At 42.7% G+C, this 22,951-nt stretch carries 28 protein-coding genes and 1 pseudogene; 7 read left to right on the forward strand and 22 right to left on the reverse strand.

Translation table 11 applies throughout. The features are described from left to right. Nucleotides 1–125 precede the first annotated feature (125 nt). From rpsE to rplC, 17 genes are all read right to left on the reverse strand, one after another. A complete protein-coding gene (gene rpsE, locus V7K89_RS12135; protein WP_335125166.1) occupies nucleotides 126–653 on the reverse strand; it encodes a 30S ribosomal protein S5 in 528 nt (175 codons plus the stop codon). Nucleotides 654–801: 148 nt separating this feature from the next. Next, nucleotides 802–1,164: a 50S ribosomal protein L18 gene (gene rplR, locus V7K89_RS12140; RefSeq protein ID WP_099101131.1), complete on the reverse strand. Its 363-nt coding sequence runs from the start codon at nucleotides 1,162–1,164 to the stop codon at nucleotides 802–804. 2 nt (nucleotides 1,165–1,166) lie between these two features. Then, complete coding sequence (rplF, locus tag V7K89_RS12145) at nucleotides 1,167–1,715, reverse strand: 50S ribosomal protein L6 (RefSeq protein WP_335187386.1); 549 nt, start codon at nucleotides 1,713–1,715, stop codon at nucleotides 1,167–1,169. Between the two features lie 84 nt (nucleotides 1,716–1,799). After that, nucleotides 1,800–2,201, reverse strand: a complete 402-nt coding sequence (rpsH, locus tag V7K89_RS12150; protein WP_094349096.1) for a 30S ribosomal protein S8 — start codon at nucleotides 2,199–2,201, stop codon at nucleotides 1,800–1,802. A gap of 20 nt (nucleotides 2,202–2,221) precedes the next feature. Then, nucleotides 2,222–2,770: a 50S ribosomal protein L5 gene (gene rplE, locus V7K89_RS12155; RefSeq protein ID WP_104906405.1), complete on the reverse strand. Its 549-nt coding sequence runs from the start codon at nucleotides 2,768–2,770 to the stop codon at nucleotides 2,222–2,224. 116 nt (nucleotides 2,771–2,886) lie between these two features. Further along, entirely contained in the window at nucleotides 2,887–3,240 is a 354-nt protein-coding gene (rplX, locus tag V7K89_RS12160; RefSeq protein WP_292729115.1) for a 50S ribosomal protein L24, read from the reverse strand. Beyond that, a complete protein-coding gene (gene rplN / locus V7K89_RS12165; RefSeq protein ID WP_099101129.1) occupies nucleotides 3,240–3,608 on the reverse strand; it encodes a 50S ribosomal protein L14 in 369 nt (122 codons plus the stop codon). Before rplN ends, rplX begins: the two co-directional genes overlap by 1 nt. Nucleotides 3,609–3,654: 46 nt before the next feature. Beyond that, entirely contained in the window at nucleotides 3,655–3,903 is a 249-nt protein-coding gene (gene rpsQ / locus V7K89_RS12170) for a 30S ribosomal protein S17 (protein ID WP_094349093.1), read from the reverse strand. A 6-nt stretch (nucleotides 3,904–3,909) separates the two neighbouring features. Further along, nucleotides 3,910–4,137, reverse strand: coding sequence for a 50S ribosomal protein L29 (gene rpmC / locus V7K89_RS12175; protein ID WP_335187388.1), 228 nt, complete (start codon nucleotides 4,135–4,137; stop codon nucleotides 3,910–3,912). A 3-nt stretch (nucleotides 4,138–4,140) separates the two neighbouring features. Continuing rightward, nucleotides 4,141–4,566 (reverse strand): 50S ribosomal protein L16, encoded by a 426-nt coding sequence (gene rplP / locus V7K89_RS12180; protein ID WP_138503049.1) that lies wholly within the window; start codon nucleotides 4,564–4,566, stop codon nucleotides 4,141–4,143. An 87-nt stretch (nucleotides 4,567–4,653) separates the two neighbouring features. Next, nucleotides 4,654–5,448 (reverse strand): 30S ribosomal protein S3, encoded by a 795-nt coding sequence (gene rpsC, locus V7K89_RS12185; protein WP_335187390.1) that lies wholly within the window; start codon nucleotides 5,446–5,448, stop codon nucleotides 4,654–4,656. 54 nt (nucleotides 5,449–5,502) lie between these two features. Next, nucleotides 5,503–5,859: a 50S ribosomal protein L22 gene (gene rplV, locus V7K89_RS12190; protein ID WP_069070777.1), complete on the reverse strand. Its 357-nt coding sequence runs from the start codon at nucleotides 5,857–5,859 to the stop codon at nucleotides 5,503–5,505. A 108-nt stretch (nucleotides 5,860–5,967) separates the two neighbouring features. Continuing rightward, nucleotides 5,968–6,246 carry a 30S ribosomal protein S19 gene (rpsS, locus tag V7K89_RS12195; protein ID WP_012410721.1) on the reverse strand — a complete coding sequence of 93 codons (279 nt, stop codon included), beginning with the start codon at nucleotides 6,244–6,246 and terminating at the stop codon, nucleotides 5,968–5,970. A gap of 100 nt (nucleotides 6,247–6,346) precedes the next feature. Then, complete coding sequence (gene rplB, locus V7K89_RS12200; protein WP_335187392.1) at nucleotides 6,347–7,210, reverse strand: 50S ribosomal protein L2; 864 nt, start codon at nucleotides 7,208–7,210, stop codon at nucleotides 6,347–6,349. 131 nt (nucleotides 7,211–7,341) lie between these two features. Next, on the reverse strand, nucleotides 7,342–7,656 hold the full coding sequence (locus V7K89_RS12205; protein ID WP_335187394.1) for a 50S ribosomal protein L23: 315 nt from the start codon (nucleotides 7,654–7,656) through the stop codon (nucleotides 7,342–7,344). Beyond that, nucleotides 7,649–8,287, reverse strand: coding sequence for a 50S ribosomal protein L4 (rplD, locus tag V7K89_RS12210; RefSeq protein ID WP_335187396.1), 639 nt, complete (start codon nucleotides 8,285–8,287; stop codon nucleotides 7,649–7,651). Before rplD ends, V7K89_RS12205 begins: the two co-directional genes overlap by 8 nt. A 104-nt stretch (nucleotides 8,288–8,391) precedes the next feature. Continuing rightward, the gene (rplC, locus tag V7K89_RS12215; protein WP_289799260.1) at nucleotides 8,392–9,024 is read right to left on the reverse strand and encodes a 50S ribosomal protein L3; all 633 of its coding nucleotides are present in this window, start codon (nucleotides 9,022–9,024) and stop codon (nucleotides 8,392–8,394) included. 162 nt (nucleotides 9,025–9,186) lie between these two features. Here rplC and V7K89_RS12220 point away from each other — a divergent pair, with 162 nt between their 5' ends. Then, nucleotides 9,187–9,459: a hypothetical protein gene (locus V7K89_RS12220; protein ID WP_335187397.1), complete on the forward strand. Its 273-nt coding sequence runs from the start codon at nucleotides 9,187–9,189 to the stop codon at nucleotides 9,457–9,459. A 525-nt stretch (nucleotides 9,460–9,984) separates the two neighbouring features. After that, the gene (locus V7K89_RS12225) at nucleotides 9,985–10,461 is read left to right on the forward strand and encodes an NAD(P)H-quinone oxidoreductase subunit N (protein WP_334852154.1); all 477 of its coding nucleotides are present in this window, start codon (nucleotides 9,985–9,987) and stop codon (nucleotides 10,459–10,461) included. A 28-nt stretch (nucleotides 10,462–10,489) separates the two neighbouring features. On the opposite strand, the gene V7K89_RS12230 is transcribed toward V7K89_RS12225, so the two are convergent. From V7K89_RS12230 to V7K89_RS12240, 3 genes are all read right to left on the reverse strand, one after another. Then, entirely contained in the window at nucleotides 10,490–10,966 is a 477-nt protein-coding gene (locus tag V7K89_RS12230) for a GNAT family N-acetyltransferase (protein ID WP_335187399.1), read from the reverse strand. Between the two features lie 306 nt (nucleotides 10,967–11,272). After that, a complete protein-coding gene (locus V7K89_RS12235) occupies nucleotides 11,273–14,596 on the reverse strand; it encodes an efflux RND transporter permease subunit (protein ID WP_335187401.1) in 3,324 nt (1,107 codons plus the stop codon). Nucleotides 14,597–14,674: 78 nt separating this feature from the next. Further along, entirely contained in the window at nucleotides 14,675–16,180 is a 1,506-nt protein-coding gene (locus V7K89_RS12240) for an efflux RND transporter periplasmic adaptor subunit (protein WP_335187403.1), read from the reverse strand. A 574-nt stretch (nucleotides 16,181–16,754) separates the two neighbouring features. On the opposite strand from V7K89_RS12240, the pseudogene V7K89_RS12245 reads away from it, so the two are divergent. The 5 genes and pseudogenes from V7K89_RS12245 (at nucleotide 16,755) to V7K89_RS12265 (ending at nucleotide 20,591) form a co-directional block, all read left to right on the forward strand. Next, nucleotides 16,755–17,246 (forward strand): annotated as a pseudogene (locus V7K89_RS12245) (phycobiliprotein lyase). Nucleotides 17,247–17,511: 265 nt separating this feature from the next. Continuing rightward, on the forward strand, nucleotides 17,512–17,826 hold the full coding sequence (locus V7K89_RS12250) for an RNA recognition motif domain-containing protein (RefSeq protein WP_335187405.1): 315 nt from the start codon (nucleotides 17,512–17,514) through the stop codon (nucleotides 17,824–17,826). An 894-nt stretch (nucleotides 17,827–18,720) separates the two neighbouring features. Continuing rightward, nucleotides 18,721–19,323, forward strand: coding sequence for a hypothetical protein (locus V7K89_RS12255; protein WP_335187406.1), 603 nt, complete (start codon nucleotides 18,721–18,723; stop codon nucleotides 19,321–19,323). Further along, nucleotides 19,236–19,850, forward strand: a complete 615-nt coding sequence (locus V7K89_RS12260; RefSeq protein WP_335187408.1) for a GTPase domain-containing protein — start codon at nucleotides 19,236–19,238, stop codon at nucleotides 19,848–19,850. The genes V7K89_RS12255 and V7K89_RS12260 overlap by 88 nt, the downstream gene beginning before the upstream one ends. A 54-nt stretch (nucleotides 19,851–19,904) precedes the next feature. Beyond that, nucleotides 19,905–20,591, forward strand: a complete 687-nt coding sequence (locus V7K89_RS12265; RefSeq protein ID WP_335187410.1) for a GTPase — start codon at nucleotides 19,905–19,907, stop codon at nucleotides 20,589–20,591. 684 nt (nucleotides 20,592–21,275) lie between these two features. Here the strand turns inward: V7K89_RS12265 and V7K89_RS12270 are convergent. Continuing rightward, the gene (locus V7K89_RS12270; RefSeq protein ID WP_335187412.1) at nucleotides 21,276–21,452 is read right to left on the reverse strand and encodes a hypothetical protein; all 177 of its coding nucleotides are present in this window, start codon (nucleotides 21,450–21,452) and stop codon (nucleotides 21,276–21,278) included. A gap of 728 nt (nucleotides 21,453–22,180) precedes the next feature. Beyond that, nucleotides 22,181–22,939: a YebC/PmpR family DNA-binding transcriptional regulator gene (locus tag V7K89_RS12275; RefSeq protein ID WP_335187414.1), complete on the reverse strand. Its 759-nt coding sequence runs from the start codon at nucleotides 22,937–22,939 to the stop codon at nucleotides 22,181–22,183. Nucleotides 22,940–22,951: the final 12 nt, after the last annotated feature.

Consider the following 22,951-nt stretch of genomic DNA (forward strand, 5'->3'; position numbering starts at 1 on the left):
CCCATGAGTAACTGGCGTTAGCGCAGCGGTAGCGACGTAGGAGCGTCACCCGGAGGGGCGTTTGTCATTTGTCATTTGTCTTTTGTTATTCACTAATGACTAATGACCAATGACTAATGACTAAATTAGATGTAGAGATTTTGAATAGGAATACCGCGATCTTCGGCGACTTCAGAAAGGGTACGCAATGTAGATAAGGCATTAACTGCGGCTCTAGCATTATTGAGCGGATTGTTGGAGCCTAGTTGTTTGGCTAAAACGTTACGAACTCCTGCTAATTCCAACACAGTTCGCACTGCACCACCAGCAATTACCCCAGTACCAGGTGAGGCTGGACGCATAATCACTTTTGCACCGCCACCGACACCATCAATCGGATGGGGGATGGAGTTGGATTTGGTGATTGGAATATCAATGAGGTGTTTTTTGCCGTCAGCTACGCCTTTTTTGACGGCACCTATTACATCTGAAGCTTTGCCTACGCCGACTCCCACTTGACCACGTTCGTTACCAACGACAACGATCGCTCGGAAGCTGAGTTTTTTACCACCTTTGACCACTTTACTTACGCGTCGGATTTGGATAACCCGCTCTTGCCAAGTGATTTCTTCTTTTTTGGCACGCTTTGTTCTACTTTTACGCTCTGTTGCCATAATTTCTGCTCTGGTGAACGTCATTTGTGAGCCAGTGCGGTCTTGGGGGTCTCCCCCATGAGTAACTGGTGAACCCGAAGGGTCAGTTGTCATTTGTCATTTGTCCTTTGTCATTTGTCCAAAAACTAATGACTAATGACCAATGACTTTAGAAATCTAAACCAGCTTCGCGTGCTGCATCAGCTAGTGCTTTGACACGACCATGATATAAGTTACCACCGCGATCAAAGACTACTTTGGTAATACCTTTTTCTAGTGATCGCACTGCGATCAACTTACCAACCTGTACCGATGCATCGCGGTTTGCACATGACGCTAAACTAGATTTCAACTCTGGTTCTACAGTCGATGCAGCCACGATGGTTTGATGCTGAGTATCATCAATTATCTGGGCATAAATATGTTCATTAGAACGAAATACCGCTAAACGCGGACGTTCTGGGGAGCCAATCACTTTGCCACGAACACGTCGATGACGACGGTTTTTTGATTCTCTACGAGTAAGTTTCATTTCTATTTCTTACCACCCTTACCAGTCTTACCAGCCTTTCGTCTGACCACTTCACCGGCATAGCGAATGCCTTTACCTTTGTAAGGTTCTGGTGGACGAACGGCACGAATTTTTGCGGCTGTGTTACCTACAATTTCTTTGTCATAGCCACTGACAATGACGTTAGTGGTACCTTCTACTGCAAACTGAATTCCATCTGGTGGTTCAATTTGCACCTGATGACTGTAACCCATATTTAAAACTAGGTTACGTCCTTGAATTTGTGCCCTGTAACCAACACCTTGAATTTCCAAACGGCGCTGAAAACCTTGGGAAACTCCCTCGACCATGTTGGCAACTAAAGTGCGGCTCAAGCCGTGCAGTTGCTTTGAGGTGCGAGTTTCATCCCGACGATTTACTTGTAATATTTCTCCCTCTTGGGAGAGTGATACATTCGCTGCTAGAGTGCGAGAAAGTTCTCCTTTCGGGCCTTTCACCACAATATTTGTACCATTGATCGCCACTTGAACTTTGGCGGGAATAGTAATTGGACGTTTACCAATACGAGACATGACTTTTTGTCCTTTGTTATTTGTCCTTTGTCCTTTGTCTTTCTACTAATAACAGACTAATGACAAATGACTAATGACCAATGACTACCAAACGTAACAAAGTACTTCGCCACCCAAGTTCTGACGCCGCGCTTCGCGGTCAGTCATAATGCCACTGGATGTAGAAATAATGGCAATGCCAATGCCACCTAGTACCCTTGGTAATTCTTTTCGATTTGAATAAACACGCAAGCCAGGCTTACTGACCCGCTTTAAGGCGGTGATCAGAGGCTGACGGTTTTTACCCTTGTATTTTAGGGAAATCACCAGATTGCGTTTTACCCCTTCTTCTGCCTCTTCGATTTCAGCAATAAAGCCTTCCTCCCGTAGCACTTTGGCAATGCTCCGAGTCAATTTTGTCGCTGGCACTTGTGTAGTTTGATGCCGTGCCAGGTTGGCATTGCGGATGCGCGTCAGCATATCTGCAATTGTGTCGTTAGCCGCCATCGTTCCCTCTATAGATGAACTTATTGATCACGAAAGGGCATTCCTAATTCTTTAAGTAAGGCGCGTCCCTCTTCGTCGTTTTTTGCTGTGGTGATGATGGAAATATCCATCCCACGCACTTGATCGATGCTGTCGTATTCGACTTCTGGAAAAATTAGCTGTTCTCTGACACCCAGAGTGTAGTTACCGCGTCCGTCAAAGCTTTTAGGGCTAACGCCACGAAAATCTCGAATTCTGGGTAGTGACAGGCTAACTAATCGATCGAAAAAGGCATACATCCGTTCGGCTCTGAGAGTTACCATGATCCCTACAGGCATCCCTTGACGAATCTTAAAGCCAGCGATCGCCTTTTTCGCCCGTGTCACCACTGGTTTTTGACCTGTTACCACGGCAATCTCGTTGATGGATGCCTCTAGAGACTTCGCATTTTGAGCTGCTTCACCCAAACCTCGGTTAATCGTAACCTTTACCAACTTCGGTACTTGATGAACGTTGGTATATTGAAACTGATTAATCAGTTTGGGGACGATTGTCTCTTGATATAAGGTTTTAAGTCTTGTTGTCGCCATAATTTTTTGTCCTGATATCCCTGGGCTTGGTCAGGGAACAAAGTTATGAGTTATGAGTTATGAGTTATGAGTTATGAATTAAATTTAATTCCTAACTCTTAATTCCTAACTTCTAACTATTTATCCAGAATCTCGCCAGTTTTCTTGAGTTTTCTGACTTTTTTGCCTTCTGAAGTAAAGGTATAACCAACACGACTGGCAACGTTTTGCTTGGTGGAATAAAGCATTACGTTGGAGCTATGAATTGGGAATTCTTGGGTAATAATTCGCCCTGATTCTCCTTCTTGCTGGGGTTTGACGTGCTTGGTTTTAATATTGACACCTTTGACGATGACTTTACTCAGTTGGGGAAGTGCTTGGATAATTTCACCAACTTTTCCTTTGTCTTTACCAGCAATCACTTGTACGGTGTCGCCAGTTTTGACGTGCATTTTGTGGAATACTTTGGGCGTACCCTGTTTGGTTGCCATTAAAGTACCTCCGGAGCCAGAGAAACAATTTTAGTAAAGTTTTTATCGCGCAGTTCCCGTGCAACTGGGCCAAAAACCCGTGTACCTCTGGGATTACCGTCTTTGTTGATGATTACAGCAGCGTTATCATCAAAGCGAATACTCATACCGCTGTCACGATTTACAGCTTTCCGAGTTCGGACAATTACTGCTTCCACAACATCAGACTTTTTTACAGCCATGTTGGGTGTAGCATCTTTGACAACTGCAATAATTTTATCGCCGATAAAACCATAACGACGGTTGCCTCCACCCAAGATGCGGATGCACATTAGTTTGCGGGCGCCGCTATTATCTGCGACATTCAAGTAAGTCTGGGGTTGAATCACAATTATTCTCTCTTGTAATGTTGTTAGTTCCTAACAACGATGAGGTTTAAGTAGGCTTGACGTTCAGAACTTCTGTGATTTTCCAGCGCTTGGTTTTACTCAGGGGTCTAGTTTCCTGAATGCGAACGCGATCGCCTACTTTACACTGATTTTCTTCGTCGTGAACCTTATATCGTTGGGTGTTAACCACAATCTTGCCGTACTTGGGGTGAGGAGCGCGGTTTTCTATGGCGACTACCACAGTTTTTTGCATTTTATCGCTCACTACCAAGCCAACTCGTTCTTTAACTGCCATAATCTCCTACTTTTTTTCTTTAGCCGATTGACTTGCTGCCCGTTTGCGTTCTGTTTCTACCGTCAGCAATTGGGCTAAGCGGTGGCGCATTTGTCGGAACTGGTGGGGCTTTTCTAATTGTCTGGTGGCTTTTTGCAAGCGCAACTGAAATAGTTGTCTTTTGATCGCGACAATTTCATCAAAGAGCTTCTCGTCACTTAATTCTCTAGCTTCTGAAATCTTGGGAAGAGGCATAAGCTACTCCTGCTCCTGTGGTTGAGAGCGCACAATAAACTTGGTTTTTATAGGCAGTTTAAATGAAGCCAAACGCATCGCTTCACGGGCGATTTCTTCGGAAACTCCAGCGATTTCAAACAAAATTCGCCCTGGTTTGACTACAGCTACCCAAAACTCTGGCGAACCTTTACCGGAACCCATCCGAGTTTCAGCAGGACGCATAGTTACAGGTTTATCAGGGAAAATCCGAATCCAGATTTGTCCACCCCGACGAATATAACGGGTCATTGCCCGACGAGAAGCCTCGATTTGCCGGGAGGTAATCCAAGCTGGTTCTTGCGCTTGGAGTGCAAAATCACCAAAGTTGAGGGTGCTACCACGGCTGGCTAGTCCTTCCATCCGTCCCCGCTGTTGCTTGCGGAATTTAGTTCTTCTTGGGCTTAACATGGTTTGTTACTTGTCATTTGTCATTTGTCATCTGCCATTTGTCATCTACCATTTAATAATGACTAATGACTAATGACTAATGACGATTTATCCTTCATTTGAGCGGTCTTCAAATTGCTGGCGACGACGTTGTTGTTGACGACGACGGGGATCGCGTTCGCGTTCGCGTTCGCGGGGATCGCGTTCGCGTTCGCGATCACGGCTTGCTGGTGGTAACGGAGTTTCTTCCTGTCCAGGAATAATTTCTCCCTTAAACACCCATACTTTAATACCCAAAATGCCGTAAACAGTTTTTGCTGTGCAATAAGAGTAGTCAATGTCAGCCCGTAAGGTATGTAAAGGTACTCTACCTTCACGAGTCCACTCTGTCCGGGCAATTTCTGCACCGTTGAGGCGACCGCTAACTTGGATTTTAATACCTTGGACACCAGCGCGTTGGGCACGTTGAATCGATTGCCGTACTACCCGCCGAAAGGAAACCCGACGTTCTAATTGTTGAGCAATGTATTCGGCAATTAGGTAGGCATCAGCATCAACCCGTTGAACTTCAACTACGTTGATGCGAATTTGACGATTACTACCCAACAATCCTTGGAGTCCAGTACGTAAGGATTCGATACCTTGTCCACCACGACCCACTACTACGCCTGGTCTAGCTGTGCGTACTTCTAAGTCGATTTGGTCAGCTTTACGCTCAATCCGCACTTCGGAAATTCCGGCGTTGTTTTGAGCCTGTCTACCCAGCTTTTGTTCTATGTATTGACGGAGTTTGTGGTCTTCTTGTAGAAGTTCTGGATAGCGATCAGGAACAGCAAACCAACGGGATTGATGTTCATGTGTAATACCCAGGCGAAAACCAACTGGATGAATCTTCTGTCCCACGAATGCTTCCTCTAAAATTTCTTATTTTACGCAATAATTTATTGTGTAAAAAACTTATTTTTCTGGGGCGGCTGCAACAGCCACAGTAATATGACACGTCGGCTTGCGAATTTGGTAAGCTCTACCTTGCGCTCTTGGCTGAAACCGCTTCAATGGCGGACCTTGATCGGCATAAGCCTGAGTAATCACTAGTTGAGTCCGATCTAACCCAGCGTTGTGTTCGGCATTGGCAGCAGCGCTTCTAAGAACCTTCAATATGGGTTCAGTGGCGCGATAGGGCATAAATTCCAGGATGATTAACGCTTCTCGGTATGATCGCCCCCGGATTTGATCGAGTACTCGACGCACTTTGTAAGCCGAGATGCGGATAAAACGAGCGATCGCTTTTACTTCAGTAGTATTAGTAGCCATAATTTTCTCCAATTTTGTCCTTCATCTTTTATCTTTTGTCCTTTGTCCTTTGTCGAAAGCTAATAACTAATGACCAATGACTAATGACAAATGACCAATGACTAATAACTACCTACCTGCTTTTTTGTCGCTTTTTCCATGACCCCTGTAGGTGCGTGTCGGGGCAAATTCACCCAACTTATGTCCTACCATCTGTTCATTTACAAAAACAGGAACGTGTTGGCGTCCGTTGTGAACAGCTATGGTATGCCCTACCATTAGAGGTAAAATTGTTGAAGCTCGTGACCAAGTTTTAATAACTTCTTTTCTGTTGTTGTCGTTGAGCTTTTCAATTTTCTTTAGGAGATGGTCCGCAACGAAAGGACCTTTTTTTAGAGAACGACCCATAGTTCAATTTTGGATTTAGGATTTATGAATTAGGAGCGAGGAGTTAGGAGTTATGAGTTATTAAGTTAGATTTAACTTATAACTCCTAACTTCTAACTCTTTAAGATTCACGACCACCGCGACCGCGTTTAGAAGACTTGCGACGACGACGCACAATCAACTTGCTGCTAAGTTTCTTGCGATTGCGTGTCTTCGCACCCAATGTAGGTTTACCCCAAGGTGTTACAGGACCCGATCTACCGATAGGCGCTCTACCTTCACCACCACCATGTGGGTGATCCACTGGGTTCATGACACTACCTCTAACCTTAGGACGGCGACCTTTCCAGCGATTTCGTCCTGCTTTACCTGCACTCAGATTTCTCGCATCGGTATTGCCTACTTGCCCAATGGTGGCGTAGCACTCACGTCGAATCAAGCGGACTTCTCCTGAAGGCAACTTGAGAGTTACATAACTACCTTCTTTTGCCACGACTTGGGCGCTAGCACCAGCAGCACGTACAATTTGACCACCTTTACCAGGAGTAAATTCTACGTTGTGAACATTAGTACCCAAAGGAATCTTTGAGAGCGGTAAGGCATTACCATCCTCAAAAGGAGCCTCAGGGCCAGAAATAATTATTGTTCCAACTTTCAACCCGTTGGGGTGAAGGATGTACCGTTTTTCGCCGTCTTGGTAATACACAAGGGCAATTCTGGCGTTGCGGTTAGGATCATATTCAATTGCTGCGACTTTGGCAGGAATATTATGTTTATCCCTTTTAAAATCGATGATCCGATAAAGCTGTTTGTGTCCGCCACCCCGGCGACGACTAGTAATCCGCCCATGATTATTCCGACCTTTGGCGCGATGCTTCGAGGTTGTTAGGGATTTTTCTGGCTCGGTTCTAGTAATTTCCGCGAAGTCAGAGATTGTAACTTGGCGAGTACTGGGGGTATAAGGGCGATAAGAACGAGTACCCATATTTATTAAGTGCTGAGTGCTGTTAGCGATAGCGGAGTGTTTAGCCCGTGCTGAGTGCTGAGTTTGAAATTTTAAGTGCTGAGTTTTGAGCGTAGTAACTCATAACTCATAACTTCTAACTCACAACTTTTTTAGACTTCTGGGAATAGAACTTGTCTAATCTTGTCTTCATCCCCAGGTGCGACGGTGACAATGGCTCGCTTATATTGGGGTTTATAACCAATAAATTTACCAACACGCCGCTTTTTGCGTGGTGGTAAGGTGGTGTTGACTTTTATAACCTTGACCTGAAACAAGTCTTCGATCGCAGCCTTGATTTCTGGCTTAGATGCCTTTGGAATTACTTCAAAGGTGTACTTGTTTTGCTCCATCAAGATGGTCGCTTTCTCGGTGACGATTGGGCGACGCACTAAGTCGGCAAGGTCGCGGGGGTCAAAGCTAGGCACTGTAGACCTCCTGAATTTTTTCTAGGGCTGATGCCGTAACTACAATCTTGTCAGCGTGCAGTAAATCAAAAACATTTAGCTGGTCAGCTGCAATTAGTTTTAAATTTTCAATATTGCGGGCTGATAAATAAACGTTATCTGTATTCGCAATTTCAGACAAAATTAACAGGGACTTGCTTTCTGGTACTACTCCCCAACGGGCAAGTGCTGCCACTAATTCTTTAGTTTTGGGGCGAGATAGCTCGCTGCTAAATTCTTCTACTACGATCAAGTCGTCAATCCGGCTGACAAATGCTGTCCGCAGTGCTAAACGTCGCTCTTTGCGGTTCAACTTGAGGTCAAAGTCTCTGGGCTTTGGCCCAAAGATCACACCACCACCACGCCATAAGGGCGAACGAATAGACCCTGCACGAGCGCGACCTGTACCTTTTTGTCGCCAAGGTTTACGACCGCCACCTCTGACTTCCGCACGAGTTTTTGTACTGGCATTTCCTTGACGAGCATTGGTCAATTGCCGTACCAAGGCGCGGTGCACTATATGAGACGCTGTTTCTTGCTTGGCAACGCGCAACTCGAAAGTCGTCTCGCCGATCTGTTCTCCTTGCCAATTTTTAACTACGCTTTCAACCATCTTTCTTATCTGTCCTTTGTCATTGGTCAATTTGTCATTGGTCTTTTGCCATTTGTCCTTAGCCAATGACTACTGACTAATGACTTTTGACTAATGACTTTTGACTATCCCACTATTTTTGCAGGCACAACACTTACTAGAGCGCCTGGTTTACCAGGAATGGCTCCCTTAATTAGCAATAAGTTGCGTTCTGGGTCAACTCGCACTATGGTCAGTTTGCGGATTGTAATACGTTTTCCACCTAAGCGACCTGCCATCCGCTTACCTGGATAGACACGACCGGGCGTTGTACCAGCACCAATAGAACCGGGTGCTCTGTGGTTTTTGGAACCGTGTGACATTGGCCCGCGACCAAAATTGTTGCGCTTCTGGTTTCCCGCAAAGCCGCGACCGATACTTGTACCGACGACATCGACAATTTGACCAGCGCTAAAAATATCTGCTTTAATCTCTTGACCTAAAGCATAATCACTAGAGCTATCGGTGTGATATTCATTTAAGTGACGTAATGCTGGGGCAGATGATTTAGCCAAATGACCCAATAATGGTCTGTTTAATGCCTTGGGTTTGACTTCGCCATAACCAACTTGAATGGCAAAGTAACCGTCGGTTTCTTTCGTTTTAACTTGTGTAACGGTGCATGGACCTGCTTGAATGACAGTTACGGGAATAGACACTCCTGCTTCGTCAAATATTTGGGTCATGCCCAGCTTGGTGCCGAGAATACCTACAGACACAGTAACTGGTTCTCCTTTCTACTTGCTGACCTTGAAATTGGACTCTAGAGGACACGCTTTGTACGCATCAGTTTAGGCTGGGTTAGCCTGCGAAATTTGGAATGGCTTCAGTAAACCGCTCCAAGTGCTTTCGGACACAACAACCCGTGTCCTTACTGCTTGGTGAATCTGTTTAGCTCACTCATTAGATCACCAGAACAGCCACAAGTTTCTTCCTGTTGGGAAGGAGTAACTTCTGGAATCAATGCAAGGCGCTACAGCTTTAAGCTGTGTGCAGCAATGCTTTCGTCCAAGCAATTGCTCTGGCACTTTCTGAAGGCAGCGCTGTCGGCGGGTTTTCCGATTTTTACACGCCTGAAGGGCGGCTTCCCGGAGATTGGCTACTGCCGTGTTGCAGTTGGACTTAAGCGGTTATTACCGCCCAGTATCCGTTAACTGAGACTGACGTAATGCCATAAAACCAACATTGCTGCTCAGTCTTTACTTCCTTAAACACCTTAAACTATTGTTTAAGCTTTTGCCTGCTTTTTTGGAGGCACAGGAGTAAACGTACCTTGGAGCTCAGGATTAACTTTGTTATTCTTCCATAAGCCCTAATGTTGACCTGAAAGCTTTCTTAGTTTACCAGTCTACGATCACTCTGAGTTAGATTATCCAATTTGGATTAAGTCATCAGCTTTTGATGCTAACACTACTTCAGAATGACAGTAAAAAGTCAACCTAATTTGCGTTTTTGGTCACAATCTAATAATATAAATTATTTATTTATGTTTGTCCAGTAATTTCTAGAGCTATTTTTAGGGAGTGGGGAGTGGGGGGAGCAGGGGAGGCAGAGGAAAAATAAGAAATAATTAGTGACTAATGACTAATGACTAATGACTAATGACCAAAGAAAATGCTTTTAATCTATCGGTTCAGGGTAAATAATAGAGATATCTAAGTGGAATAAAACGAAATTCTATGGCACTAATTACCACTGGCAACGGTTTAATACGCGATCTGGAAAAATTTGGCGCTCTTGGGGTGTATGTACCTCTAGAAGGGGGTTATGAAGGTCGATATCAGCGCCGACTACGGGCAGCTGGCTATACTACCCTCCACATTACTGCTAAAGGACTAGGTGATGTAGCTGCGTATCTCACAAGAATTCATGGAGTTAGACCTCCTCATCTTGGTAAAAAAAGTACTGGTAGCGGTGCGGCAGTAGGTCAAGTGTACTATCTTCCACCAATTCTCAATTCTCATTTAGAACAGCTACCACCAAAGTCTAAGGGGCTGGTCTTGTGGATTATTGAAGGGCATATTCTTTCCAATCAGGAACTCGAGTATTTGACAAATTTGCCTCAACTAGAACCACGAGTAAGAGTAATCATTGAGAGGGGTGGCGATCGCTCTTTCCGTTGGACTTCTCTAGAAAAAACTTTGTTAGCTAGTTAGTCCTTTGTCATTAGTCATAAGCTTATGACTAATGACTCAATTCAATCAGCATTTCAATAATGCTGAATCGAAAACCACAAGATGCAAACAACCGCCGTGAAGCCTCGTTAGCAATTGCTGTATCTAGACGAATTTGCTTGATACCCATATTATGAAAGCGTTCAACACTTAGCATCACCATCTGCCGCGCAATTCCTTTTTGGCGATATTCCGGCTCGACCCAGATATCATGAATAAAAGCAAATTCCTGTAATCGGTAAATTGGTATTTCTTGCTCAACTGTTGCCACCAGAAACCCGACAATTTGCCCTTCATTTTCGGATACTAGAAATATACTGCGTCCATCGCTATTTGCCAAACGCGTCAACCATTGCTGATAACGCTGTTCTGGATGCGGTAGAAAACCATACTTGGCGGAATCCCAAGACTCATGCAAAGCACAAATTTTGGCAACCATTGGTAAAACTGCGGGTACGTCAGTTATTGTAGCGGGGCGGATCAGCATAAGCTTTCAAGCACAAAAAGCACAAACAAGAAAGAATGCCTTGCAGTGAGGTATTAGTTTTTATTCACTTACTCAGCCAAGAGTATCGTTTTGTTGACCCTGAGCATCATAAACTTTGGAAAACTTTGTTTTCAGCATTGGGGAAAAGCTGGCTTGGTTAGAACAGGGGCGATGTCTAAGTGGATATCTGAAATGGTTATAAGGTTTAAAGACTATGGCAAAGGCTGTCTATTTATAACCATTCCAGAAAGAAATAGCAATCGCACCAGCAAAATCGGTATTGCGCTATGTGCAACTAAATGTTGATTAGCTGATAAGTTTTTTCGTAACTCCACGCAATCGGGTTAACACTGGCTTTGCCCAATTTCCACCTAGCAAATCGTGCAGCAGAATATAAAAACAAGGGATGATAAATAATGTCAGCATCGTTGCGATCGCCATCCCAAAGAAAACTACAATCCCTAAAGGCTGCAAAAACTCTGAACCTTCACCAATACCCAATGCCAAAGGAAACAGTCCCAAGATAGTAGTGACTGTAGTCATGATAATTGGGCGCAAACGTTGAGGAGCAGCTTTCACGATCGCAATTTGGCGAGTACAACCAACTTCTTCCCGAATTTGATTCGCCAGTTCCACCATCAGAATCCCTGCATTCACCACAATTCCCACCAGCAGGACGACACCAACAATTACAGTTGCGCCAATTGCAGTTTGGGTAATGTAAAGTCCAAAAATTCCCCCAGCTAACGCTAGTGGTACGGTGAACATAATTACCAATGGGTCAATCAGCGAATTGTATTGTACTGCCATGACTACAAAGATTAAGAACGTCGCTAACGCCCCCAAAATTTTTAAAGCATCCTGAAGTTGCTGATTCGTTTCTTCGGCAGAACTAGGCACAATGGAAACGCCATCAGGTAAGTCTACATCTTTAAGTACCTCGTTGACTTCTGCGATCGCTTCACCAAGACTAGCTCCCTCACTGAGATTTCCGGCGACAATAAAAGCTTGGCGCTGATTAATCCGTTGCACCTCACCAGGCGCTTGACCTTCTTGAATTTTCGCCACATTAAAAAGGCGGATTAGTTGATTGTTTTCTGTAAATAGCGGTAATTGCTCTAACTGCGAAGGACGCTGAATGGCCTCTTTATTTAGCTGTACCCGCACATCAACTAAACGATTACCGCGTTGAATTTGCGTGGGAACTGAACCTTCAATTGCTGTTTGAACTGTTGCACCAATTTGTTGAGCACTCAACCCTAAAGCTGAAACCCGTTCCCAGTCTGGGCGAATTTGGATTTCGGGTTGTCGGGGGTCGGCATCTGGTCGGAATGTTGCTAATTTTGCCCTTTCTTGTAATGCTTGCAGTACTTGAGTGCCTGCTTGCGTTAAGTTTTGTTCATTCTCACCTTGCAGAACCACGTCAACTTCTGACCCTTGCACTGGAGAATTACTCAAGATTAAACCCCGTACCTGACCAGGATTGAGGCGTAGCAGAATTCCTGCTAAGTTGAGTTTGTTAAATTCCTGAGTTACTTTTTTGACGAAAGCTTCGACATCTGTGCCTGGTTTAAGATTGATGGTACTACTGGCACGTAAAGGATTTTCTGTAGTACTGCTACCAAATAAATTACCACCCACAGTTGTAAAAGCAGACTCGGTTTCTGGTTGTTTGAGCAAAATGTCATCGACAATTTGCATAACTTTTTGAGAAGTTACTAAAGGTGTACCGGGAGGAAACTGCGCTCTCAAGGTAGCTTGTCCGGTACTAATCCGGGGTAAAATTTCTTGGGGAATTTGACCAAACATGAAGAAGCTACTGCCGCCTAAAATTACTAAAGCAGCAGTTACTACAAAAAACCGATAGTGTAAGACCTTGGTTAAGAAGTTACCGTATCCTCGTGTAGCATCTTCAAATCGCTGATTAAACTGTCTAAGCAGCCAAAATTCACTAATCCGACTAGACCAGCGGATTCCCAAAAGTCGAGAAGACAGCATCGGTACTACTGTAATGGCGACAACCAGAGATGCTGCGACTGCGAAGCTAATTGTTAGAATCAGTTCATTAAATAGCAGTGCAATAAAGCCGCCAATTAAGAGGAATGGCACTACAGAAACCAAGTTAGCACCTGTGGCAGCAACTAAAGCAGATTCTACTTCTTGGGAAGCATCAATGGCAGTGTCAATAAAGAATTTAGAATTTCTCCCTTTCTTTTCTGCTCCCCTGCTCCCTTGCTCTCCTGCCTCCATCTCTCTTTGATTGGGAGTCATCCCCGCTTTTTCGGAAATGTTCTCCAAGATCACAACCGATGTATCAATTGCTTGACCAACTCCTAATGTCAGACCTGCCAAACTAAAAACATTCAAGGTTAAACCAAATATTCTCATTAAAGCGATCGCCGCCAGAGTACACAGCGGAATCGTCAAACTGATAATAAATGTTTGCCTGAACGATCCTAAAAATAACAACACTGCTGCTGCTGCTAACAATGCTCCAGAAATCCCCGAAAAGATGACATCATTTAAAGAATTGCGGATGAAGACAGATTCATCTGTGGTGGGACTCAAAGTCATGTCTGCTGGAATTAAACCTGATTGTCGTAATTGTTCAATTCGCCGCTTAACAGCATCTACAACTGCGATCGTATTGGCTTCAGGCTGCTTTTGGACTGAAAATTTCACCGCAGGCTGACGATTCAGATAAACAAATACTCGCTGTTCTTCTGTATCATCAATTACCTCAGCAAAATCTCGTAAATAAACGCGGCGGGAAGGTGCAGGGGTAGTGGTAGTTGGGGTAGTGGTAGTGGTATTACTGTTATTAGTGGTATTAGCACTAGCAGGAGAAGAGGAGGAAACTTCTAGGGAAAGGTTTTCAATTTCCTTGGCATTTTGGAAACGTCCGACAGTCCGAGTTAATGGCTCGGAATTTTGCCCTAGAATCCGACCACCAGAAGTATCTTGGTTACGGGCTGTTAATTCATCTAAGACATCATTTAACCCGACACCCAAAGCTTGCAATCGGTTTAAGTCAACAAGCACTCGTACTTCTTCCTCTGCGCCACCAGATACATCAACGGAAGCGACTCCCGGCACGACACTGAGTTCACGGGTTAACTCTTCATCAGCAAATACGCGTAACTCTTTACCTGGTAATGAAGCAGAGGTCAGCGCCAATTCATAAACCGGCAATTGGGAAGGATCGACTTTAAATAATCGCGGCTCCTCTATTGTATCTGGTAGTTGTCCTCGATTTCGGTTAAAAGCAGCAGTTGCATCGTTTAGAGCTTGGTCAATATCGCCCCCTGGTTGGAAGTATAAATCGAGGCTTACCTGTCCTTCACGGGTGCGGGAGAAAACTTGCACTACATTCTCGGTTGCTGATAAAGCTTCTTCTAAAGGTCTGGTGATTTCATCTACTGCTACTTCTGGTGAAATACCAGGGGCTTCTAGCCGAACCCCAATTCGGGGATAAGTAATTGATGGCAGGAGATCGACTTGAATCGTTGTGAGAAAAAATACCCCAATGACAATTACTGCCACAGTGAGCATGAGTGTACCAATGTGTTTGCGGATAGCGATCGCACTCAGGCTAAATCCGCTATTGCCATTATTATTTGCTTGTTGCATGATCCTAAGTGATAAGTGCTAAATGCTGACTACTGAGTATTTTTTTCATTGGTATGGTGATTATTGCTCACCCTACTATTACTTTTCTGAAAGAATTGAAAGACTTACAGTGTCACCTTCTTTTAACGGCTTACCACTACGAACAACATAGCGCTCTCCCGCTTGCAAACCGGATAAAATTTCCACTTTGCTATCAGCCCTTTTTCCCAACATTACGGCTCGTGCTGTTACCTTCGTATTGCCTTCTATATCTTTAACAACAAATATTGTCCCACTTTGGTCTTGCGACTTTGCCTCTGCTGTACCAGATGTGTTAGATGGGGAATTCTGCTGTGCATTTGTTTGCGTCTCCCCTGTACCCTTGGAGTTCTTACTGCCTGCTTGTTTCTGAATAGCTGTTTGCGGTACTACTACCCGCTGTTGAGTCTGGTTTTCAAAGTTGACTCGCGCTAGTAGTCCACTGCCAATCTTACCTTGAGTGTTGGGAATCAATACTTCTACAGGTATCAAGCGAGCTGTGGCATCGGCAGCTGGAGAAATGCGCGTAACTCTACCAGTTAATACTTCTTTGGGGAAGGCATCTAAGCGCACTTGTACAGACTGCCCAATCTGAATTTGTGCCAGTTCTAATTCGGAAACTTGGACTACGACTTTGACACGGTTAAAGTCGCCAATTTTCAAGACTTCGTTACCTGCTTGCAGCAGGTTGCCTGGTTCTGTCACCCTTTGTGTGACTACGCCAGTGATCGGAGATACCAGCCGAGTATAAGACCTGCGCTCTTTGGTTTGGGCAACCAATGCCTGTTGAGCAAGTACTCTACCTTGGGCGGCAGCAACGGCTTGCTGTTCTGTGCGAACTTGTTCTTGGGCTGCCCGGAGTGCCTGGGCGGCTGTTTGTGCCTGGGTACGTGCTTGCTGGGCAGTTTGTTCAGCGATCGCTCCAGCCTTAAACAATCTCTGCTGCCGCTCTGAGTCTGCTTGAGCTTGTACTACTTCTAGGCGCGCCCGTTCAACGTCTGCACGAGCATTGCTTACCTGATTTGTTGCCCTAGCTACTTCTGATTTGAGGGCTGCTAGCTCTGCTTCTGCTTGCTTTAATTCGGTGGAAAGTATGGCATCGTCTAACTGCCCAACGTTTTGCCCAAGCTTCACTGCATCGCCGACATCAAGGTTCAAAGCCAACAACCGAGCTTCTACTTGCGATCGCAGTGACACAATTCGGAAGGGTGTTGTATTACCTGTGTATTCTGGTTGTGTTTGTAGCGTATCAGTTCGAGCGATCGCCACATCTACAGGTATCACACCACCACGTTGCCCGCTACCAGGACTCTGAGATTGGGCGTCAGCCGCTTCTTCCTTGGGTAGCGTTCCACAATTCGCTATCAGCAGTCCTATGCCTAGCAGACAGGGAATCAATAATTTGGATGCAAAAGGGGAAGACACCTTTGTGTCAAAACTATTTTTTACATCTGTAACAGCCACATCAGTCTTCATAACTGAATCTAACTGGGTACTAATTACCTGGTTAGCGGCTGCCAAAGGTGATTTCGCCTGCTTGTGCGGCTTCTTTCTGTCCAAAATCATTTATTTTTCTTGTATTTGGGGAGCTTTTTGGGTTAAACAGCCGTGCATTACCAAGTAATTTTGAGACATTATGAATAGTGAAAAGCGGCGAGAGTCAATTAGCTATCTTCTTGCAGAATTTTGTATCAAAAATTACTTTTCATTAAAAAAATTTCTCACCACTTTAACTCATGACATTGAGTCGGCAGCTTTTTAGCTGACGATGCAATTCTTAACTCAGTATAAATATTTTTAAATTTCTTGCAATCTGCCCTTAGTAGAAAACTTGTATTTACTGAAGATATTGGACTTTCACACCCTTACTTCTAAAATGGGCTGTGTTAATAAATAGCTATATTTAGGCTGACATAAGTAGATTTAATGTAGCAAAATGCCTAGTAATTTTTACGCTCAAGCAAATATATTAAAAATAGTAAACATAAGTTGCTTTTTTTGAGGCTGTAATAGATGAATCGGGCGATCGCATATAAAGCAAAGAAAAAGGTGATGTATATTACAGCCACCAAATATCAGGTCAGAAAAGTTACAAGTGACATCATTGCTCAAAATTACACAAACTGCTGATAAAGCCTAGATTTTGGAATTTTTCTAGGAATCGGCGGATAAGTGGCGATCGCAACGGCGCTACTACACCCTACTGGAGGGACAAACCAAGGAGATGGAAAGTATAATTACAATCGATTTTCTCAAGCAAGGCTGTGATGAATTGCAAAACCTAGCTCAGATGCACGATTTGCCTGATAGAGATAGCTTAATCTGTGGTGCAGCAGTTACATGGCAAAGTACAGATGCACTAAAGGAAAGAGTCGCAAGGTTCAACGATATTTGGGGCTATGGGAAACTATTTTGTATCGCGATCGCGGTTTTGCCATATCCAAACCAGTCACCGCTCAGTATTATTTCTCAAATCCTAAAACAATGTGTTTGCCAATTGAGTACAATGGTTCAGTCTTTAAAGAAGAGTTCAAGCTAATTGGCAGCAAATACCGTACCAGACAAACCATTATCTCCCGTGCTTGCGAGCAGTTAATTGATTGGTCAACATTTAGAAAAGAGAGTAGATTAGTCGATCTCGTGGGTGTGGTTCACTAGAGCCTCACCCATTTTGAGACTAGCCATCATCTAGCTATTAACCGCTTATATAACTTTTTATAACAGTTTTTCAAGCTTTTTCCCAGAAAGATTGGTTGTGATGTCATCATGGGAAGTGAAATGAGAATTAATTCGGCGACAGTGTTTGTTTTTAGTATTGACAGGCTTTTCCCTTTTGGTATTACAGACTTCTCTCCGAAATCTAAATCTCTACAAACTTATGATTTTGGAGACATTTGATGTCAATTTACGTAGGTAACCTCTCCTATGATGTTACACAAGATGCGTTGAGTGCTGTATTTGCAGAATATGGTTCTGTAAAGCGCGTTCAATTACCCACTGACCGCGAAACAGGTCGTTTACGCGGCTTTGCTTTCGTGGAAATGAGTTCAGAAGATGAAGAATCAAAAGCTATTGAAGCTCTTGATGGTGCTGAATGGCTTGGTCGCGACCTCAAAGTAAATAAAGCCAAGCCTAAAGAAGACAGAAGTGGTGGTTCCTTTGGGAACCGTGGTGGTGGCGGCGGCTACAACCGTAGCAATAACCGCTACTAAGCTTAATTAAATTTAGAAAAGGCTCAGGCAGGAATGCTTGAGTCTTTTTTATGCAAAACTTTGACTTTAAATAATTTTAAGCAATTACTTCTCATACCGCACTGATTGATTCTTTAAAAGTCCCTAATACCTGCCATCCACTCTAGCAGTCGAAAAGAAACTTAAGCTAAGGAATTGATTAGCCGTTTTGAATATTGCGTAGCTTGCCGCCGCAGGCATCGCCTCTTAAAAACCTGTATCAATTGGTCTGTCTGAAATTTCAAAGCCTCAAATCCTTACTGTGTCGTACAAAAAAGTTGTACTAAATAACCTGTACATCAACTTACCTTCGTAAATTGACCAAAGTCTTGATAAACAAGTATAATTACTGACATAATTTGCTCGGTTATTGCTTAGGCTAGGTAGAGAATTCAGATAAAGAGAAAGATGTCTGACCAAACAGTTTTAGCCACTAAGCAATTAGACTTTAGACTATGGCTTTTTACTCCTCACACACATAGTCTGCGCCGACCAACAAATTCACAGCGAAGAAGCAAAGGCCCTACAGGAACTAGCTAATAATAGCAAAATGGGAGAACGCACTATTGAGGAAATGGAGAAAATCCTTGCGCAAGCAGAAGACTTTTATCGGTAGAAGATGTAGCGCGGAAAGTTCCACCTGGTAAGCAAAGTGAAGCTATGCGACAAATACTAGCACTGGCTTATCTTGATGGTTTCTTCTCTCCTTTAGAACGAGAAATGGTTGATCAGATAGCATAAATTTGGAGTTTTTCTCAGGGAGAGATAGAAAGACTAATTGAACAAGCTGAAAGCTTTGGTACTACTAAGGCTACCCCTCAAGAGCAGTCAGCACTATCGTTTGGTGCGCGCATCTTAAAGGAAGCAGATTCTTTATTGTCCCGCGTATTGGTGGATAATTTAACAAAAATTGCTCCTGAGAATGTAGGACGACAAATTAAGCAACTACGTCAAGAAATTTTATTATCAGGTCCAGAATATAATAAAGCTATTCAAGAATGTGCAGCGATCGCCACTGAAGATTACAAGTTTGCAGAATTAGGTCTCACAGGAACTAGAGAAACGCTTTACAATTTGGGAAAAGGTATCGAAGAACAACTTACGGTCATTCAGCGCCAAGCGGTTGGTAAAGGACAAGCGAAAACCGCAGCAGAGGTAGCAAAACAGCTTGAAGATACCAAGAAAGCTCTCACAGTAAAAATTATTAAAGAAATTGAAAGCGTGCGTCAGTCACTTGCTGCTAAACAACGTGCTCTTAATCATTTCAGCATCGCATTTATGGGTAAAACCAAAGCAGGAAAAAGTACTCTCCACGCCATTATTACAGGGGATGGTTGGGATGGAATTGGTGTCGGTAAACAGCGTACTACTCGTTTTAATAGAGTATATGAGTGGAAAAATATTCGGATCGGATTATCGACACCCCCGGAATCGGTGCACCTGGGGGGAAAACAGATGAAGAAATCGCTGAAAGTGTAATTGAAGAATCGGATGTAATATGTTATGTCGTCACAAATGACAGTATTCAAGATACAGAATTTAAGTTTTTACAACTTTTAAAAGAAAAAGCCAAGCCATTAATTATTTTGCTGAATGTCAAAAATAACTTGCGTGATTCTCGGCGCTTGGAGCATTTCTTAGCTAACCCAGAAAAACTCTTTATTATGGATGGACAAAATAGTTTGGGTGGACATATTGAGCGTATTCATCGTTATGCTAAACAACATTACGCTAATGACTACTTTAAAATTATTCCTATAATGCTTCTGGCAGCACAAATGTCCTGCGAACCAGAACATGAAGAGATTAAAGATAAACTATTCCAAGCAAGTCAGATGCATAAGTTTCTGGATTCTATTCGCTTACCTTTAGTTGAGTATGGGAAAATTAGGCGAACGCAAACATTACTAGGTTCTACTATAGGTGCAATTAACGAACCTAATCAATGGGTAACAGAACAAAGTCACATATATCAAAAATTTGCAGATACCTTGAAAGATAAATAAAAAACTATCCGCAAAGACATTCAAAAAGCAGCAAGAGACAATCAACAATACTTATTGCAACAAATTCAAGCTGTTTTCCAAGATGCTTTTAACTCTATTCCATCTTTTGCAGAAGAACATTGGGATGCAAGCGAAAGCCAAGCAAACCAAGGATGGGAGCAAAAGCTTAAAACTATTCGGTTTGAACAACGGCTGAGAATCGCTTATGAAGAAAGTAGCCAAAATTTTAATAAAGAAATTGGAGAGATTCTTGAGGAAGTTGGTAATGAATTACAAATCGTTGCTCGATTAATTAATAATAATTTTAAATTTCAAGAACAGGATACAGATTTATTCCTGCGTGACCTAATGAAAATAGGTGGTAACATCCTTGTCATAGCAGCATCTATTATAGCTTTATTCATTCCTGCCATTGCCCCCGTAGCCGCAGTTGCAGGAATTATAAGTTTTGCTCTTAATCAAATTTCTGGGTGGACAAAATCTAAAGAACAGAAGAGACGCGAGCACCTTGAATTATCAGCCATTCGTAAAAAGTTGCGTGATGAATTAAAAGCTTATTATCAGGAGGGAATCTTATCATTAGCTTTTATTGGTCAATATAATGCTGGTAAATCTACCACAATTTCTGCTCTTACAGGACGGCGTGATATTCGCATTGATTCTGATATTGCAACAGACAAAACTGCTAGTTATGACTGGAATAGCATTAGTAGATACGCCCCGGCTTTTTACAGACCGTAAAGACCATGATGAGATTACCTATGACGCTATAAATAAGGCAGATTTATTAGTTTTCTGCTTGACATCAGATTGAATCACAACTACGAGAATTTGAACAACAAGTTTACGGAGAAATTGAACAGCAAATTGCAACAGATCGTCAGCAAGAAGAAAATGCGATCGCAGCTTCTAATACTTGGGTTAAAGAATTATTAGAAGTACGCAAAAATTTTGATTTAATTCTCTGTTATATAACCAAGGTGACAGAAAATCTAGTTATTTGAATAATACCTGTTGTGAACTGCAATCAAGGCAATTTTGACGATTTATGTTTGCAGTAAACTGCACAGATAGATGTGGAATAAGGGACTTCCAAAAAATAAATTATGCTCTTACCAAGAATAATTATTATTCTTAAAAATATGTTGTTGAAGCAAACGCTCCTCTAACTTCCGAAAAAGCGATTCTTCTAAATAGTCTGTTTTCATATGTATTTTGAAGACTAAATTGAATAGTAGCAGGTATGATTAGGCGATCGCTTTGAACTTTAATTTTTATACGATCGCACCCTTGAGCAAGTTAATAAAAAAACCCGCTGATTGGGGTAGAATTCCAGCGGGGTTAAATAATACAGTTTTTTCAGAGAAACCAACACTCAACTTAATTACAGAGCTACTAGAAACTTTTACGACTAATAGTAACTATTTATGAATGTTTACGAATTAGTTTTTTCACATGATGTTTGTGATGTTTAGTATGATGAACTTTAGCAGATTTTATGCCAGGATGATAGATAGTTTTAGCTTGAGCTTGAGATGCAAAAGCGGTTACAGGTGCAGCAAAAATTAGAGCCAAAAGTAAAGCTTTAGCGAACTTATTCACTTGAAAATCCTCATCAGGTAATTAACAAATCAACTATCCAATAGACGTATGTCATAAGTTTGTAATTGATATGAATATTTCATGTCTATTTTTATAGCAAAGTGCTGAGTGCTGAGTGCTGTTAGCAAAAGCGGGGCGTTTAACCCCTGCTGAGTCAAAACCTAGTTTTATCAAGGCTTTGAGCGATCAACACTGTCCTAACATTAGTGACTACGGTTATATATCCGTCAAATACAGGACTTACGTCAATACTGTTTTGGTAAGGCAACAGACGCAATGAATCGCCGTCTCTACAATGATGATTTATCGCATCTTTAGCAAGCTAAAATTTTCATCAAAAATTTTAACTAAATCGTATTGGAGCTTAGGTGAACCTATCCCACTATTCTAAAAATCCTTACTTTTTGTCGTGAAATGCACTTCAAAACCTTAGTTTTTCGTTTTCATTGCTCAAGAAGTTTAAGTTTTGTAGCACAAATATTATTAGTAGGATAGGTTCAGGGAATACTTAGCTAAAAAACACTTACTAGCATTTCAATTTTAAATGTAACAATTTGGATATCATATCATGTCCGGTTAAAGACTTATCATTAAGGCAGCAGAGGGGCTGGGGGCAGAGGGGAAAGGTTTTTGGGTTTCTGCATAGATTCGGGAATCATAACTAATTGGCCGGACTTGATATCATCCAAATAACTGTAATTTGGCTATGATACCTGGGTTAATTTTGATTAGGAAATGCTGAGAGCCATCAATTCTTCTGCTACGTCAAAGTTAGCTGTGACATTTTGCACGTCATCCAAGCTTTCTAGAGTATCAATTAACTTGAAAAGCGATCGCGCCCGATCGCGCTCGGTAACTTCTACACTATTACTAGGAATCCAGCGCAATTCAGCATCAGCTACCTTAAAGCCTTGATTTTTGAGTGTCTGACTAAGGGTTTCTAAATTTGCAAAATCAGTAAATACCTCAGCCATCTCATCTTCAGTCATCTCATAAGACTGGGCACCGCCTTCAAGAGATGCTTCTAAAAGCTGTTCTTCGTCAAGTACACCTTGCACTACACAAACGCCTTTTTGTTCAAACATCCAGCTAACGCAACCTGTTTCACCAAGATTGCCACCATTTTTACTAAAAGCTACACGCAAGTCAGCAGCAGTACGATTACGATTATCTGTGAAGGCTTCGATTAAAATAGCTACACCACAAGGGCCATAGCCTTCGTAGCGAATGGCTTCAAAGATAGCATTATCGCCGTCAAAAGTGCCTGCACCTTTTGCGATCGCTCGTTCAATATTATCATTGGGAATACTTGCTGCCTTTGCTTTGTCAACTGCCGTGCGAAGTTGAAAATTCAGCGCTGGATCTGGTACGCCGCTTCTAGCCGCCACGATAATCGCCCTGGATAACTGAGTAAAGGTTTTTCCCCTTTTTGCATCTACTACAGCTTTTTGGCGTTTAATATTTGCCCATTTACTATGTCCTGCCATAATTTGAGATTA

This window comes from Nostoc sp. (assembly GCF_036917515.1).
Taxonomy (GTDB): domain Bacteria; phylum Cyanobacteriota; class Cyanobacteriia; order Cyanobacteriales; family Nostocaceae; genus Nostoc.